This window comes from Aminobacter niigataensis (assembly GCF_014200015.1).
Lineage (GTDB): Bacteria > Pseudomonadota > Alphaproteobacteria > Rhizobiales > Rhizobiaceae > Aminobacter > Aminobacter niigataensis.
In genome coordinates, this window is the sequence record NZ_JACHOT010000002.1 from 275,428 (window position 1) to 288,571 (window position 13,144).

At 64.3% G+C, this 13,144-nt stretch carries 12 protein-coding genes and 2 tRNA genes; 7 read left to right on the forward strand and 7 right to left on the reverse strand.

The window, feature by feature from the left end:
- Positions 1–413: 413 nt before the first annotated feature.
- The 3 genes from GGQ99_RS11125 to GGQ99_RS11135 all read right to left on the reverse strand — a co-directional run bounded on the left by GGQ99_RS11125 (position 414) and on the right by GGQ99_RS11135 (position 1,469).
- Positions 414–488: transfer RNA gene (locus tag GGQ99_RS11125), tRNA-Glu, on the reverse strand.
- A gap of 184 nt (positions 489–672) precedes the next feature.
- The gene (locus GGQ99_RS11130) at positions 673–1,092 is read right to left on the reverse strand and encodes a VOC family protein (protein WP_183262586.1); all 420 of its coding nucleotides are present in this window, start codon (positions 1,090–1,092) and stop codon (positions 673–675) included.
- Complete coding sequence (locus tag GGQ99_RS11135) at positions 1,089–1,469, reverse strand: fimbrial protein (RefSeq protein WP_108606618.1); 381 nt, start codon at positions 1,467–1,469, stop codon at positions 1,089–1,091. The genes GGQ99_RS11130 and GGQ99_RS11135 overlap by 4 nt, the downstream gene beginning before the upstream one ends.
- Positions 1,470–1,493: 24 nt before the next feature.
- Between GGQ99_RS11135 and GGQ99_RS11140 the strand changes: the two genes are divergently transcribed.
- Together GGQ99_RS11140 and rpoH are read left to right on the forward strand one after the other, a co-directional pair.
- Positions 1,494–2,522 carry an RluA family pseudouridine synthase gene (locus GGQ99_RS11140; RefSeq protein ID WP_183262587.1) on the forward strand — a complete coding sequence of 343 codons (1,029 nt, stop codon included), beginning with the start codon at positions 1,494–1,496 and terminating at the stop codon, positions 2,520–2,522.
- 186 nt (positions 2,523–2,708) lie between these two features.
- Positions 2,709–3,608: an RNA polymerase sigma factor RpoH gene (gene rpoH / locus GGQ99_RS11145; RefSeq protein WP_108606616.1), complete on the forward strand. Its 900-nt coding sequence runs from the start codon at positions 2,709–2,711 to the stop codon at positions 3,606–3,608.
- A 94-nt stretch (positions 3,609–3,702) separates the two neighbouring features.
- On the opposite strand, the gene GGQ99_RS11150 is transcribed toward rpoH, so the two are convergent.
- Positions 3,703–4,065 (reverse strand): cell division protein ZapA, encoded by a 363-nt coding sequence (locus tag GGQ99_RS11150; RefSeq protein WP_108609686.1) that lies wholly within the window; start codon positions 4,063–4,065, stop codon positions 3,703–3,705.
- 7 nt (positions 4,066–4,072) lie between these two features.
- Positions 4,073–4,345: a DUF4164 domain-containing protein gene (locus GGQ99_RS11155; RefSeq protein ID WP_055974268.1), complete on the reverse strand. Its 273-nt coding sequence runs from the start codon at positions 4,343–4,345 to the stop codon at positions 4,073–4,075.
- Positions 4,346–4,628: 283 nt separating this feature from the next.
- Here GGQ99_RS11155 and tkt point away from each other — a divergent pair, with 283 nt between their 5' ends.
- The 3 genes from tkt (at position 4,629) to GGQ99_RS11170 (ending at position 9,712) form a co-directional block, all read left to right on the forward strand.
- Complete coding sequence (tkt, locus tag GGQ99_RS11160) at positions 4,629–6,617, forward strand: transketolase (RefSeq protein WP_183262588.1); 1,989 nt, start codon at positions 4,629–4,631, stop codon at positions 6,615–6,617.
- Between the two features lie 24 nt (positions 6,618–6,641).
- Positions 6,642–7,652: a type I glyceraldehyde-3-phosphate dehydrogenase gene (gap, locus tag GGQ99_RS11165; RefSeq protein ID WP_108606614.1), complete on the forward strand. Its 1,011-nt coding sequence runs from the start codon at positions 6,642–6,644 to the stop codon at positions 7,650–7,652.
- 191 nt (positions 7,653–7,843) lie between these two features.
- On the forward strand, positions 7,844–9,712 hold the full coding sequence (locus tag GGQ99_RS11170) for a potassium/proton antiporter (RefSeq protein ID WP_183262589.1): 1,869 nt from the start codon (positions 7,844–7,846) through the stop codon (positions 9,710–9,712).
- Between the two features lie 89 nt (positions 9,713–9,801).
- On the opposite strand, the gene GGQ99_RS11175 is transcribed toward GGQ99_RS11170, so the two are convergent.
- Positions 9,802–10,230, reverse strand: coding sequence for a VOC family protein (locus tag GGQ99_RS11175; protein ID WP_183262590.1), 429 nt, complete (start codon positions 10,228–10,230; stop codon positions 9,802–9,804).
- A gap of 256 nt (positions 10,231–10,486) precedes the next feature.
- Here GGQ99_RS11175 and GGQ99_RS11180 point away from each other — a divergent pair, with 256 nt between their 5' ends.
- Entirely contained in the window at positions 10,487–11,683 is a 1,197-nt protein-coding gene (locus GGQ99_RS11180; protein WP_183262591.1) for a phosphoglycerate kinase, read from the forward strand.
- Positions 11,684–11,951: 268 nt separating this feature from the next.
- Positions 11,952–12,977 carry a class I fructose-bisphosphate aldolase gene (locus GGQ99_RS11185; protein ID WP_183262592.1) on the forward strand — a complete coding sequence of 342 codons (1,026 nt, stop codon included), beginning with the start codon at positions 11,952–11,954 and terminating at the stop codon, positions 12,975–12,977.
- Between the two features lie 78 nt (positions 12,978–13,055).
- Here GGQ99_RS11185 and GGQ99_RS11190 read toward each other — a convergent pair.
- A tRNA-Gln gene (locus GGQ99_RS11190) sits at positions 13,056–13,129 on the reverse strand.
- Between the last annotated feature and the right edge of the window lie 15 nt (positions 13,130–13,144).

Here is a 13,144-nt window from a genome sequence, read left to right on the forward strand (position 1 = left end):
GCTTTGTCGATGGTTCAGGCAAGTTCGCCGCCTCCTTCCCCGCTGATGTTGACGCCGATGTAGCGTCCTTCATGGCCGACTCGCAGGTTCCGGGGGGTGTCGAAGCGCTGGCCGGCGCAGTCACCGATCCGGCCTGGAAGTCCAAGCCCAGCTACTACCTGTCGCCTCCGAGGCTGTTGCCGCCATCATCGAGCAGACCGCGACAACCAAGTGAATGGCCGTCGACAGCACCACCGAAGCGTCTTTCGGCGCTTCGGTGGCATCGCATGAAGCGCTCCGTCCACCGGCAACGATGAACATCGACGATAGCCAATGCGAGCAAGGGCGACACAATCACGAGCGCGAGCTTGGGAGCCTTGTTTCACCGTCGTTTGACGGCCCAGGCCCAAAGTAAAGCAAGTGCTTGGAAAACTTGGTACGCCCAAGGGGAATCGAACCCCTGTTCCCGCCGTGAGAGGGCGGTGTCCTGACCGCTAGACGATGGGCGCAGCCGAGATCGGCGATATAGGCTGGCGTTTTCGAAAAAGCAACAGCCCTTTCGTGAAGAGTCTGTTTGAAAATTCGTCATGCCGAGGCATATGGCTCGGATTTCGAGAACCGGAGCGGAGCGTACTAATAGTACGTGAGCACCGGAAGCGCAGAAAGCCGCGTCAGATGACCGGCAGGGCGGATTTACGAACGGGCTCTCTTCGGTTCGATCAGGTCCCACAGATTGCCGTGGATATCGGCGAATACCGCAACCGTGCCATAGGCCTCGTGGCGCGGCGTTTCGCGAAATTCGACCCCGTTGGCCAGCATCAGCGCGTGGTCGCGGGCAAAATCGTCGGTCTCGAGGAACAGGAATACCCGCCCGCCGGTCTGGTTGCCGATGGCGGCCGCTTGTGCGGCGCCGTCGGCCTTGGCCAGAAGCAGCCTCGCCCCCTGCCCGCCGCCCGGCTCGACCGTCACCCAGCGCTTGCCGCCGCCGAGATCGACGTCCTCGACAAGCACGAAGCCGAGTTTTTCGCCGTACCAGGCGATCGCGGCGTCATAGTCCGCGACCACCACCGCAACGGTGGCAACCTTCCGCCCGGAGGCAGGAAATCCGCTCACTGCGCCTTGACCGCGAACTGGCCTATCAGCCGGCGCTGGGCAATGTCGTAGACGAAGATCGATCGGCTGCCGTCGCTGAGTTCGGCGTCGATAGAGATACGGTTGCCGGACAGCGCCTGCGACACGATCTTTGCGCCTGCGGGCAGGATGATGTCACCGGTCAGCTGACTGCCCGCCGGCACGGCAATCTCGCCGCCCGCAACCGCGGCAGCGGGTGGCGCCGTCCGCGATTTGTAGACAACGCCGCCAATGACGGCCATAAGGGCGATGAACAACAGCCCCAAATTGATGATGAAGAAGCGGATGAGTTTCCTGCGGACGCGCTCAACCGACGGGTCGAGCGGCTTGTCTTCTTCTTCAATGGCGGGCCGAGACATGGCAAAATTTCCGGAACAATTGGTATGAGCGCATCAGATAGCGAAGCGACAGGCACTTTGATAGTGCTCGAAGCCGACGCCGATGCCGCAGGCCTGCGGCTCGACCAGTGGCTGGCCGCTCGCCTCGCGCCCGATCTGTCGCGCAGCCGTGTCCAGGCGCTGATCAAACAGGGCTCTGTTCGCGTTGCCGGCAAGGTCGTCAATGAAGCCAAGCGCAAGCTCGCTCCAGGCGAACAGATTGCCATCGACATGCCCGAGCCTGAACCGGCGGAGCCCGAAGGCGAGGCGATCGCCCTCGACATCCTCTTCGAAGATGACGAGCTGATCGTCATCAACAAGCCGGCCGGCCTCGTCGTCCATCCCGGCGCCGGCAACTGGACCGGCACGCTGGTCAACGCCCTGATCCATCATTGCGGTGACAGCCTGTCGGGCATCGGCGGCGTCAAGCGGCCGGGCATCGTCCACCGCCTCGACAAGGAGACGTCGGGCGTCATGGTCGTCGCCAAGACCGACCGCGCCCACAAGTCCTTGTCGGAAGCCTTCGCCGACCATGGCCGCACCGGCGACCTCGAACGTGCCTATGACGCACTGGTCTGGGGCATCCCGCAGCGGCTGACCGGCACCATCGATGCGCCGCTCGGCCGCCATGCCGACCGTGTCCGCCGCGCCGTCGTGCCCGAGCATCGCGACGACGCCCGCCATGCCATCACCCACTTCACCGTGCTGGAGCGTTTCGGCACCGGGCAGGCCGAGTTCGCCGCCGCCAGCCTGGTCGAGTGCCGGCTGGAAACCGGCCGCACCCACCAGATCCGCGTCCACATGGCCCATATCGGCCACCCCGTCGTCGGCGACCCCGACTACGGCCAGGCCTTCCGCACCAAGTCCAACCGCCTGCCCGAGCCGCTGAAATCCGCCGTCCAGGCGTTTCCGCGCCAGGCTCTGCACGCCAGGCTCCTTGCATTTCGCCACCCGGCTACCCATCTGATCATGCGGTTCGAGGCGCCTTTGCCTCGCGACATGGGGGAGTTGGTCGAAGGCTTTCGGAATCTCTGAACCTCCGATCAGAAAACCTGACTCGCATTGTTCACTTTGGCGTGACACACTGTTTCGCATTGAACAAATCGTGTCTTTTCCGGTTTTGTTCCTGTATAAAACCCATGGCGCGACAGTGCATTCGGCAGCCGCGCCACATGCTCGCCTGGATCAGGGGGCATTTCTCGTGCAGAGGGAGGGCGCTATATGGCCCAGTCACTACCCAGTATCGTCTCCGGCGAAGGCGGCCTCAGCCGCTACCTGGAAGAAATCCGCCGCTTTCCGATGCTCCAGCCGCAGGAAGAGTACATGCTCGCCAAGCGGTACAATGAGCATGAGGACACCACCGCCGCCCACAAGCTGGTCACCAGCCATTTGCGTCTCGTGGCCAAGATCGCCATGGGCTATCGCGGCTATGGCCTGCCCATCGGCGAAGTCATCTCGGAAGGCAATGTCGGCCTGATGCAGGCCGTCAAGAAATTCGAGCCGGAGCGTGGCTTCCGCCTCGCCACCTATGCCATGTGGTGGATCAAGGCCTCGATCCAGGAATACATCCTGCGCTCGTGGTCGCTGGTCAAGATGGGCACCACCGCCAACCAGAAGCGGCTGTTCTTCAACCTGCGCAAGGTCAAGGGCAAGATTCAGGCGCTCGACGACGGCGACCTGAAGCCCGAGCACATCACCGAGATCGCCACGCGCCTCAATGTCTCCGAGGCCGAGGTGGTGTCGATGAACCGCCGCCTGTCGGGCGACGCCTCGCTCAACGCGCCGATCCGCGCCAGCGAAGGCGAGTCGGGCGAGTGGCAGGACTGGCTGGTCGACGACCACGACAGCCAGGAAACCATGCTCATCGAGCAGGACGAGCTCGACAACCGCCGCGGCATGCTGGCGAGCGCCATGTCGGTGCTCAACGACCGCGAGAAGCGCATCTTCGAGGCACGCCGTCTTTCCGACGAGCCGCTGACGCTGGAAGAGCTTTCGGCCGAGTTCGATATCTCCCGCGAGCGCGTCCGCCAGATTGAGGTCCGTGCCTTCGAAAAGGTCCAGGACGCGGTCAAGGCCGCCGCCAAGAAGCAGGCCCAGGCGCTCCGCACCATCGACGCCTGATCCTGCAGGCTTCACCAAACAAAAAAACGCGCCGGCAAAACCGGCGCGTTTTTCGTTTTGGTCTCCACTTTCCCCCGAAGGTGGAAGCCCGTCCCTAACCCTTCTTCACCAAACTCAGCGCCAGTTGTTCCATGCGCTCGGCCAGCGAGCCCAGCGCGCCGGTCAGCGCTGCGTCGTTCTTGTCGGCCTTGGTCAGCGCGTCGTCGCGCGTCTTGCGCAGCGTCAGGACCTCGGTCTCCATGCCCTTGACGCGCTTCTGCAGCTCGGAAAGCTCGTCCATCACCATGATGCCGGCCATTACCGTCAGCCGCTGGTCGCCGATTTCGCCGAAAGAGTCCTTGAGGTGCAGCACGTAGCGGTCGAAGCGGTTGGCGAGATCGATCAGATGCTCTTCCTGCCCTTCGTCGCAGGCCATGCGGTATTGCTTGCCGTCGATGGTAACAGTGACTTGCGCCATCTCCATCCTACCTGTCCAGAACGGCGCGGATTGTCTCCATGGCGGTCACGAGCCGCCGCGAGACTTCCTTGTTGGCTTCTTCCAGCCTTTCGGCGCGGGCTTCGGAATTGTCGAGCTCCTGCGCCAGGCGGGCACGGTCGGCATTCATGCGCTGAACCTCGGCTTCGGCCTCGCCGTAGTCCTGCTCGTGCTCGAGCCGAGCAGCGACCGCACTTTCGAGCGTCTCGATCGCCCTGCCAAGCCGGCCAATGACTTCCCTGAGTGTCGTATCCCCGGTCATGGCTCCCGTAGACCCTCGCCCATCACCGAATCGCGCACGTTTCAGAACGCGTTATGCGTGAAACATTAGGCACCGGTTGAAGGAGGCGTCAACAAAGCTGTTAGGCCTTTCCCCCAATAACCGCACGAGCGCGAATATCGGAAAGGCACGCAGGCGTGACTTGGCGCCGCAATGGGGGTGCGAAAACGCACCGATTTATTGACTCAAGCCCTATGCCTGCTATGTGTCGCGCACTTTTCCGGGGCTCCCACTGCCCCACTTTCCAAGGGTTATGGGAGGGACGATGTCCTCGCGCGAAAAACACGACCGGATGGCCAATGCGATCCGCTTTCTGTCCATCGATGCCGTAGAGAAGGCCAATTCCGGCCACCCCGGCCTGCCGATGGGCGCCGCCGACGTCGCAACCGTGCTCTACACCCGCTTCCTCAAGCATGATCCAGCCAACCCGCATTGGCACGACCGCGACCGCTTCGTGCTCTCGGCCGGCCACGGCTCGATGCTGCTCTACTCGCTGCTCTATCTCTCGGGCTACGAGGACATCACGCTCGACGAGATCAAGAATTTCCGCCAGCTCGGCTCCAAGACCGCCGGCCATCCCGAATACGGCCACGCCGCCGGCATCGAGACGACCACCGGCCCGCTCGGCCAGGGCCTCGCCAACGCGGTCGGCATGGCGCTCGCCGAACGCATCATGAATGCCCAGTTCGGCGACAAGCTGGTCGACCACTACACCTACGTGCTTGCCGGCGACGGCTGCCTCATGGAAGGCATCTCGCAGGAAGCGCTGTCCTTTGCCGGTCACCTCAAGCTCAACAAGCTGATCGTCTTCTGGGACCACAACAACATCTCGATCGACGGCCCGATCTCGCTCGCCGACTCGACCGACCAGCTCGCCCGCTTCGCAGCGTCCGGCTGGAACACGATTGCCATCGACGGTCACGACCCCGAGGCCATTGCCGGCGCCATCGAGGTCGCCAAGCGTTCCGATCGTCCGACCCTGATCGCCGCCAAGACCACCATCGGCTTCGGCTCGCCTGCCAAGGCCGGCACCAACAAGGTCCATGGCTCGCCGCTCGGCGCTGCCGAAATCGAAGCCACCCGCAAGGCGCTCGGCTGGGACTACCCGGCCTTCGAAGTCCCCTCGGACATCCTCGACGCCTGGCGTCTCGCTGGCCTCAACTCGGCCAAGAAGCGCAACGACTGGGAAAAGCGTCTCGCCGAGGCCGAAACCGAAGTTCGCGCCGAGTTCGAGCGCCGCATGCGCGGCGACCTGCCGGCCAATTTCGACGCCACCATCGCCGAGTACAAGAAGAAGCTCGCCGCCGACAAGCCGAAGGTCGCCACCCGCAAGTCGTCGGAAATGGCGCTTGAGGTCATCAACGGCGTCGTGCCCGAGACCATCGGCGGCTCGGCCGATCTCACCGGCTCCAACAACACCAAGACCAGCCAGACCAAGCCGATCTCGGCCGAAGACTACGGCCAGCGCTTCGTCCACTACGGCATCCGCGAGCACGGCATGGCGGCAGCCATGAACGGCATGGCGCTGCATGGCGGCGTCATCCCCTACTCCGGCACCTTCCTGTGCTTCTCCGACTATGCCCGTCCGGCGATGCGCCTGGCATCCCTCATGGGCATCCGCGTCGGCTTCGTCATGACCCACGATTCGATCGGTCTCGGCGAAGACGGCCCGACGCACCAGCCGGTCGAGCACTTCGCAGCACTTCGCGCCATTCCCAACCACATCGTCTTCCGCCCGGCTGACGCGACCGAAGCCGCCGAATGCTGGCAACTGACGCTCGAGAACCGCACCACCCCCTCGACGCTGGCGCTCACCCGCCAGAACCTGCCGGCCGTGCGCACCGAGTTCGTCGAGGAGAACCTCTGCGGCTACGGCGCCTACGAACTGGCCACCGCCGAGGGCGATGCCGAAGTCACCATCTTCGCCACCGGTTCCGAGGTCGAGATCGCGCTCGGTGCCCGCAAGCTGCTGCAGGACGCCGGCCACCCGACCCGCGTCGTTTCGGTGCCCGCTTTCGAGCTGTTCGAAAAGCAGAGCCCCGAATACCGCAAGGCGATGATCGGCAACGCCAAGGTCAAGATCGCCATCGAGGCCGGCATCCGCATGGGCTGGGACAGCTTCATCGGCACCGACGGCATCTTCATCGGCATGCACGGCTTCGGCGCCAGCGCCCCGATCGAAGACCTCTACAAGCATTTCGGCATCACCGCCGAGGCAGCCGCCCAGGCTGCCAAGGCTCGGCTTCAGGCTTAAGACGTTCCCCCAGGAGGATCAGACATGACCGTAAGAGTTGCCATCAATGGTTTCGGCCGCATCGGCCGCAACATCGTGCGTGCGATCTATGAATCGGGCCGCAAGGACATCGACGTCGTTGCCGTCAACGACCTCGGCCCGGTCGAGACCAACGCCCACCTGCTGCGCTACGACAGCGTGCATGGCCGCTTCCCGCACGAAGTGAAGGTCGAAGGCGATTCCATCAACATCGGCAGCGACAGCTTCAAGGTCACGGCGATCAAGGACCCCTCGCAGCTGCCGTGGAAGGAACTCGGCGTCGACATCGCGCTCGAATGCACCGGCATCTTCACCTCGAAGGACAAGGCCTCGGCGCATCTGGCCGCCGGCGCCAAGCGCGTCATCGTCTCGGCGCCCGCCGACGGTGCCGACCTGACCGTGGTCTACGGCGTCAACCACGACCAGATCACCAAGGACCACATCGTCATCTCGAATGCGTCCTGCACCACCAACTGCCTGGCCCCCGTCGCCATGGTCCTCAACAATGCCTTCGGCATCGAAAAGGGCTTCATGACCACGATCCACGCCTACACCGGCGACCAGCCGACCCTCGACACCATGCACAAGGACCTCTACCGCGCCCGTGCAGCGGCAATGTCGATGATCCCAACCTCGACCGGTGCAGCCAAGGCCGTCGGCCTGGTCCTGCCGGAACTCAAGGGCAAGCTCGACGGCGTCTCGATCCGCGTGCCGACCCCGAACGTCTCGTGCATCGACTTCAAGTTCGTGTCGAAGAAGAACGTCACCGTCGACGAGGTCAACGCGGTGCTCGTCGCCGCCGCCAACGGCCCGCTCAAGGGCGTCCTCGCCTTCACCAACGAGCCGCTGGTTTCCATCGACATGAACCACAACCCGGCCTCGTCGACCTTCGCGCTCGACCAGACCAAGGTCATCGAGGGCAACCTCGTCCGCGTCATGTCCTGGTACGACAATGAGTGGGGCTTCTCCAACCGCATGGCCGACACCGCCGTCGTCATGGGCCGTACCATCGGCTGATTGCAGCCGCCCGACTTGGGCGGCAAGCTAACCCATTGGCAACGCCCGGCTTCGGCCGGGCGTTTTCATTTTGCCGCAACGCAAAAAACTTTGGTCCAAGCCGGCAAAAATCCATTCTTGCTTGCACATGGCCTTTTCTTCGCCGCACTCTCCACCGACGCAGCTAGAAGCAGCTTCGTGGGCGGGTCGGCATGGAACAGGCGGTATATCTAGTCACGCTGGTCGGCACCGCGTTGGTGGTGGCCGCGGCGTTTTCGAGCCTGATCGCCTTCCGCTTCGGCGCCCCGCTGTTGCTGCTTTTCCTTGGCATCGGCCTCGGCTCCGGCGTAGACGGCCTCGGCATCGTCTTCGACAATGCCCACATCGCCTATTTCGTCGGCGCCATAGCGCTGGCCGTCATCCTGTTCGATTCCGGCTTCGGCACGTCGGTCGGCGTGTTGCGCCAGGCCGGCCTGCCCGCGCTCACGCTGGCAACCATCGGCGTCGGCATCACCACGGTCATCTTCGGCATCGCCGCCTATTATCTGACCGGCTTCACCTGGCTCGAATCCTTCCTGCTCGGCGCTGCCGTCGCCTCCACCGACGCGGCCGCGGTGTTCTTCCTCCTGCGCGCCGGCAACATCAACCTGCGCGAACGCGTCCGCTCGACACTTGAAATCGAGTCCGGCACCAACGACCCGATCGCCATCTTCCTGACCATAACCCTGGTCGAGATCATCGCACTCGGCGCCAAGCCCGATGCCGACCTGCTGCTTGTCGATCTCGTCGTCGGCTTCATAGTCCAGATGATCCTGGGCGCGGCCATCGGCCTGCTCGGCGGCTTCCTGATCGTCAAGCTGGTCGAGCGGCTCAACCTCGACCGCGGCCTGCTGCCGATCTTCGTGCTCACGCTGTCGCTGCTGGTCTTCGCCGCCGCCGGCGCCGTCGGCGGTTCAGGCTTCCTCGCCGTCTATCTTGCCGGCCTTGTCGCCGGCAATTCCGACATCCGCGCCGTCTCCACCTTGAAGCGTTTCCAGGACGGCATGTCCTGGCTCGCCCAGATCATCATGTTCCTGGTGCTCGGCCTGTTCGCCACGCCCTCGCAGTTCCCCGCGATCCTGGTGTCTGCCCTCGTGCTCGGCCTGTTCCTGATGTTCGTCGCCCGACCGGTGGCGGTCTGGCTCTGCCTCATCCCGTTCAACATCCCGCGCCAGGAAACCGCCTTCATCTCCTGGGTCGGCCTGCGCGGCGCGGTCTCCATCCTGCTTGCCATCACGCCGCTGCTCGGCGGGCTGGAGAACGGCCGGGCGATCTTCAACATCGCCTTCATCATCGTGCTGACCTCGCTGGTCATCCAGGGCTGGACGGTCGGACCGCTCGCCCGCCGTCTCGGCCTCATCGTGCCGCAGCGCTACGGCCCGCTCGACAAGGTCGAGCTCGAACTGCCCGGCTCCGCCCACCACGAGTTGCTTGCCTATCGCGTCGTCCCCGGCTCACCCGTCGCCAAGGGCCAGCGCATCCCGCGCTGGGCGCGGCCATCGCTGGTCGTGCGCGACGGCCGCTCGATGCGCTTCCAGGACATGGGCCGCCTGCAGGCCGGCGACAACGTCTACATTTTCGTGCCCGACCGTTATCCGCGCCTGCTAGACCGGCTGTTCGCCAGCCGCGCCGAGGTCGATGCCGAGGACGAGGATTTCTTCGGCGCCTTCACCGTCGACCAGACCCATCTCGCCGGCGAACTCGAAGCGGTCTACGGCGCCGCCATCAGGGAAGAAGAGCGCAAGCTCACCATCGCCGACCTGATCACGCAGCGGCTGCGCGGCCATGTCGAGTATGCCGACCGCGTCTCGCTTGGCCTGATCGACCTGATCGTCCGCGACGTCGACGAAAAGGGCCGCATCGTCTCGGTCGGCCTGTCGATCGAGCCCGCCCCGCCGCCGCCGACCGTTCCGGTCTTCCTCAGCGCCGGCGAAATCCGCGACCGCATCAGGCGCTTCTTCGCCAAGCGCCCGGAGAGGGCCCCGGCCAAGCCAGCCGCCGCACCGGCGACGACGTCCGAGGGCCTATCCGAGGACGCTTGAGGCGAATGCACAATGTCGGCGACCAGTTCCAAATAGACGACTGGGCGCCGCGTTGGGGCAGATGGTAATAGGGAAGCGATCTGCCGTCCTCAGAACGTGATTGTCACGGAAGCTGCGCTTCGGTTCGCTTCGCCATGATAGACGGCTTCGATGTTGTTGCCCGCAGGGTCGATCAGGAAAGCGGCATAGTAGCCGGGATGGTAGGCTCTCTCGCCCGGCGGACCATTGTCGCTGCCCCCGTTCGCCATGCCGGCAGAATAGAATTCATCCACCATGGCCCTGCTTGCGGCTTGAAACGCCAAATGATGACGACCCGTGGGCCGGCCTTGTACCGCGGCGCTGTCCAGCGACGAAATGAACAACTCATCGACCCAAAGATCGTCCTCCGAACTCCCTCCGATGGGGATGTTCAGCGCGCCGAAAACGGCCTCGTAAAACCGTCGACAAGCAGGAAAGTCTTCGACTGCCAAACCAATATGATCGATGAGACGCCCGCGATGCAGTTCATTCTTTTGCATCCGTTCCTCCTCTTGCTGCCAACGACAGCATACGGACCTGCCACCCCTCCGTTCTGGATTCTTGCAGAGGCAGTACGGCAATGCAATTCGCAGACCTTTTGCCGTCGTGGGAACGCCCGACCCGGAAACGACTATGCGCCTCTGCCAGCCGGACACCCCCTGCCAAATTTTCCCGCCCCCCAACCCCCACAAACCTTGCATCCGCGCTGACGCTGGGTATGGTCCGCGCGATCTCCAAAAGGGAAAGGGAAACCCCATGGCCGCCTTCAAGACCCTCGACAACATCGGCTGCGTCGCCGGCAAGCGGGTTCTCGTCCGCGTCGACCTCAACGTCCCCATGGCTGACGGCAAGGTTTCCGACGCCACTCGCATCGAGCGTGTCGCCCCCACCATCACCGAGCTTTCCGGCAAGGGCGCCAGGGTCATCCTGCTCGCCCATTTCGGCCGCCCCAAGGACGGCCCCGACCCGGCGCTGTCGCTGGCACCCATCGCTACCGCCACCGCCGAGGTCATCGGTCGCCCGGTCGGCTTCGCTGCCGACTGCATCGGCGAGAAGGCAGCCGCTGCGGTGTCGGCCATGAAGGACGGCGACGTCCTGCTGCTCGAAAACACCCGCTTCTACAAGGCCGAGGAAAAGAACGACCCGGCCTTCGTCGAACAGCTTGCCGCCAATGGCGACATCTTCGTCAACGACGCGTTTTCGGCCGCCCACCGGGCCCATGCATCCACCGAGGGCCTCGCCCACAAGCTGCCGGCCTATGCCGGCCGCACCATGCAGGCCGAGCTCGAGGCGCTGGAAAAGGGCCTCGGCAACCCGGTCAAGCCCGTCGTCGCCATCGTCGGCGGCGCCAAGGTCTCGACCAAGATCGACCTGCTGATGAACCTGGTGAAGAGGGTCGACGCGCTGGTCATCGGCGGCGGCATGGCCAACACCTTCCTCGCCGCGCGCGGCACCGATGTCGGCAAGTCGCTGTGCGAGCACGACCTCGCGACCACCGCCAAGCAGATCATGATCGAGGCCGCAGGCGCAGGCTGCGCCATCATCCTGCCGTCGGACGGTGTCATTGCCCGCGAATTCAAGGCGGGCGCCGCCAACGAGACCGTCGCCATCGACGCCGTGCCGGCCGATGCCATGATCCTCGACGTCGGCGAAAAGACCGTTGCTACGATCAATGAGTGGATCGATCGCGCCGCAACGCTGGTCTGGAACGGCCCGCTCGGCGCCTTCGAGATCGAGCCCTTCGACAAGGCGACGGTGTCCGCCGCCCGGCACGCGGCCGCCCGCACCAAGGCCGGCAAGCTGGTCTCCGTCGCCGGCGGCGGCGACACGGTGGCCGCCCTCAACCATGCCGGCGTTGCCGACGACTTCACCTATGTCTCGACCGCCGGCGGCGCCTTCCTCGAATGGATGGAAGGCAAGGAACTGCCCGGCGTCGAAGTACTCAAGGCCTGAGCCGCGGATGCCGAGCGCCAAGGGCGTGCCGGGCTTCGGGCCAGGCTGTGCCGAAAATGGTCGTGACCGAGAACCGGAGCGGAGCGTACATTTGGTACGTGAGCACCGGAAGCGCAGGGCACGGCCGTTTGCAGGCCAGCCTCGTCCGAAGAGCGATGCGCCCTAAACCGATTGAAATAATTTCAATCGGTTATAGGCTACCCCCCGGCATTCCGTTCCCGGGACGCTTCTGCTATGCGCCCGGTGCATCTGTTATGGAGGTATTTGTATGAGCGAACGTCTCGAAGACATCGCAGTCGCCATGGTGGCGGGTGGTAAAGGCATTCTGGCTGCGGACGAAAGCTCCGGCACCATCAAGAAGCGTTTCGACGTCATCGGCGTCGAGTCGACGGCCGACAGCCGCCGCGACTATCGCGAGATGATGTTCCGCACCACCGAAGCGATGACCAAGTATATTTCGGGCGTCATCCTCTACGACGAGACCATTCGCCAGAGCGCCGCCGACGGCACTCCGCTGGTCGAGCTGATCAAGGCCGCCGGCGCCATTCCCGGCATCAAGGTCGACGCCGGCGCCAAGGCGATCGTCAATTTCCCCGGCGACACCATCACCGAGGGCCTCGACGGCCTGCGCGAGCGCATGGCCGAGTACTACAAGCTTGGCGCCCGCTTCGCCAAATGGCGCGCCGTGATCGACATCGACACGACCAGGAACGTGCCTTCGGCCTATTCGCTCTCGGCCAACACCCAGGCGCTCGCCCGCTACGCCGCACTCTGCCAGGAAGCCGGCATCGTGCCGATCGTCGAGCCGGAAGTGCTGATGGACGGCGCCCACGACATCGACACCTGCTACGACGTCACCAAGGCGACGCTGGTCAAGCTCTATGACGAGCTCTACGCCGCCCGCGTCGTGCTCGAGGGCACCATCCTCAAGCCGAACATGGTCATCTCGGGCAAGAAGGCGGCCAGGCAGGCCAGCGCCGAAGAGATCGCCGAAAAGACCATCAAGCTGTTCCGCGAGACGGTTCCGGCTGCGGTCCCGGGCATCGCCTTCCTGTCGGGCGGCCAGTCCGACGAAGAGGCCACCGCCAACCTGAACGCCATCAACGCGATTGGCCCGCATCCGTGGAAGCTGACCTTCTCCTACGGCCGCGCGCTGCAGGCAGCGCCGCAGAAGGCATGGTCGGGCAAGACCGAGAACCTCGGTGCTGGCCAGGCCGCCTTCACCCACCGCGCCCACATGAACCACCTGGCCGCCCTCGGCCAGTGGAAGTCCGGGCTGGAGAAGGCGGCTTAAGCCAAGCCTTCAGGCAAGAATGCGAAAAAGCCCCGGAGCGATCCGGGGCTTTTTGTTTGTCGAGGGACGGCAGCCGTTTGGTTCCCGCTCATGGGCTCGAACCACGATTCACGCCTTCAAAGGGCGGTGTCCTACCATTAGACGAAGCGGGAATAAGCTCTAGTTTC

What these genes read in the sequence shown, in the direction of transcription:
- GGQ99_RS11135 (WP_108606618.1), bottom strand. Translation starts at nt 1,469, where the DNA reads ATGTCTCGGCCCGCCATTGAAGAAGAAGACAAGCCGCTCGACCCGTCG.
- GGQ99_RS11140 (WP_183262587.1), top strand. Translation starts at nt 1,494, where the DNA reads ATGAGCGCATCAGATAGCGAAGCGACAGGCACTTTGATAGTGCTCGAA.
- rpoH (WP_108606616.1), top strand. Translation starts at nt 2,709, where the DNA reads ATGGCCCAGTCACTACCCAGTATCGTCTCCGGCGAAGGCGGCCTCAGC.
- GGQ99_RS11150 (WP_108609686.1), bottom strand. Translation starts at nt 4,065, where the DNA reads ATGGCGCAAGTCACTGTTACCATCGACGGCAAGCAATACCGCATGGCC.
- GGQ99_RS11155 (WP_055974268.1), bottom strand. Translation starts at nt 4,345, where the DNA reads ATGACCGGGGATACGACACTCAGGGAAGTCATTGGCCGGCTTGGCAGG.
- tkt (WP_183262588.1), top strand. Translation starts at nt 4,629, where the DNA reads ATGTCCTCGCGCGAAAAACACGACCGGATGGCCAATGCGATCCGCTTT.
- gap (WP_108606614.1), top strand. Translation starts at nt 6,642, where the DNA reads ATGACCGTAAGAGTTGCCATCAATGGTTTCGGCCGCATCGGCCGCAAC.
- GGQ99_RS11170 (WP_183262589.1), top strand. Translation starts at nt 7,844, where the DNA reads ATGGAACAGGCGGTATATCTAGTCACGCTGGTCGGCACCGCGTTGGTG.
- GGQ99_RS11175 (WP_183262590.1), bottom strand. Translation starts at nt 10,230, where the DNA reads ATGCAAAAGAATGAACTGCATCGCGGGCGTCTCATCGATCATATTGGT.
- GGQ99_RS11180 (WP_183262591.1), top strand. Translation starts at nt 10,487, where the DNA reads ATGGCCGCCTTCAAGACCCTCGACAACATCGGCTGCGTCGCCGGCAAG.
- GGQ99_RS11185 (WP_183262592.1), top strand. Translation starts at nt 11,952, where the DNA reads ATGAGCGAACGTCTCGAAGACATCGCAGTCGCCATGGTGGCGGGTGGT.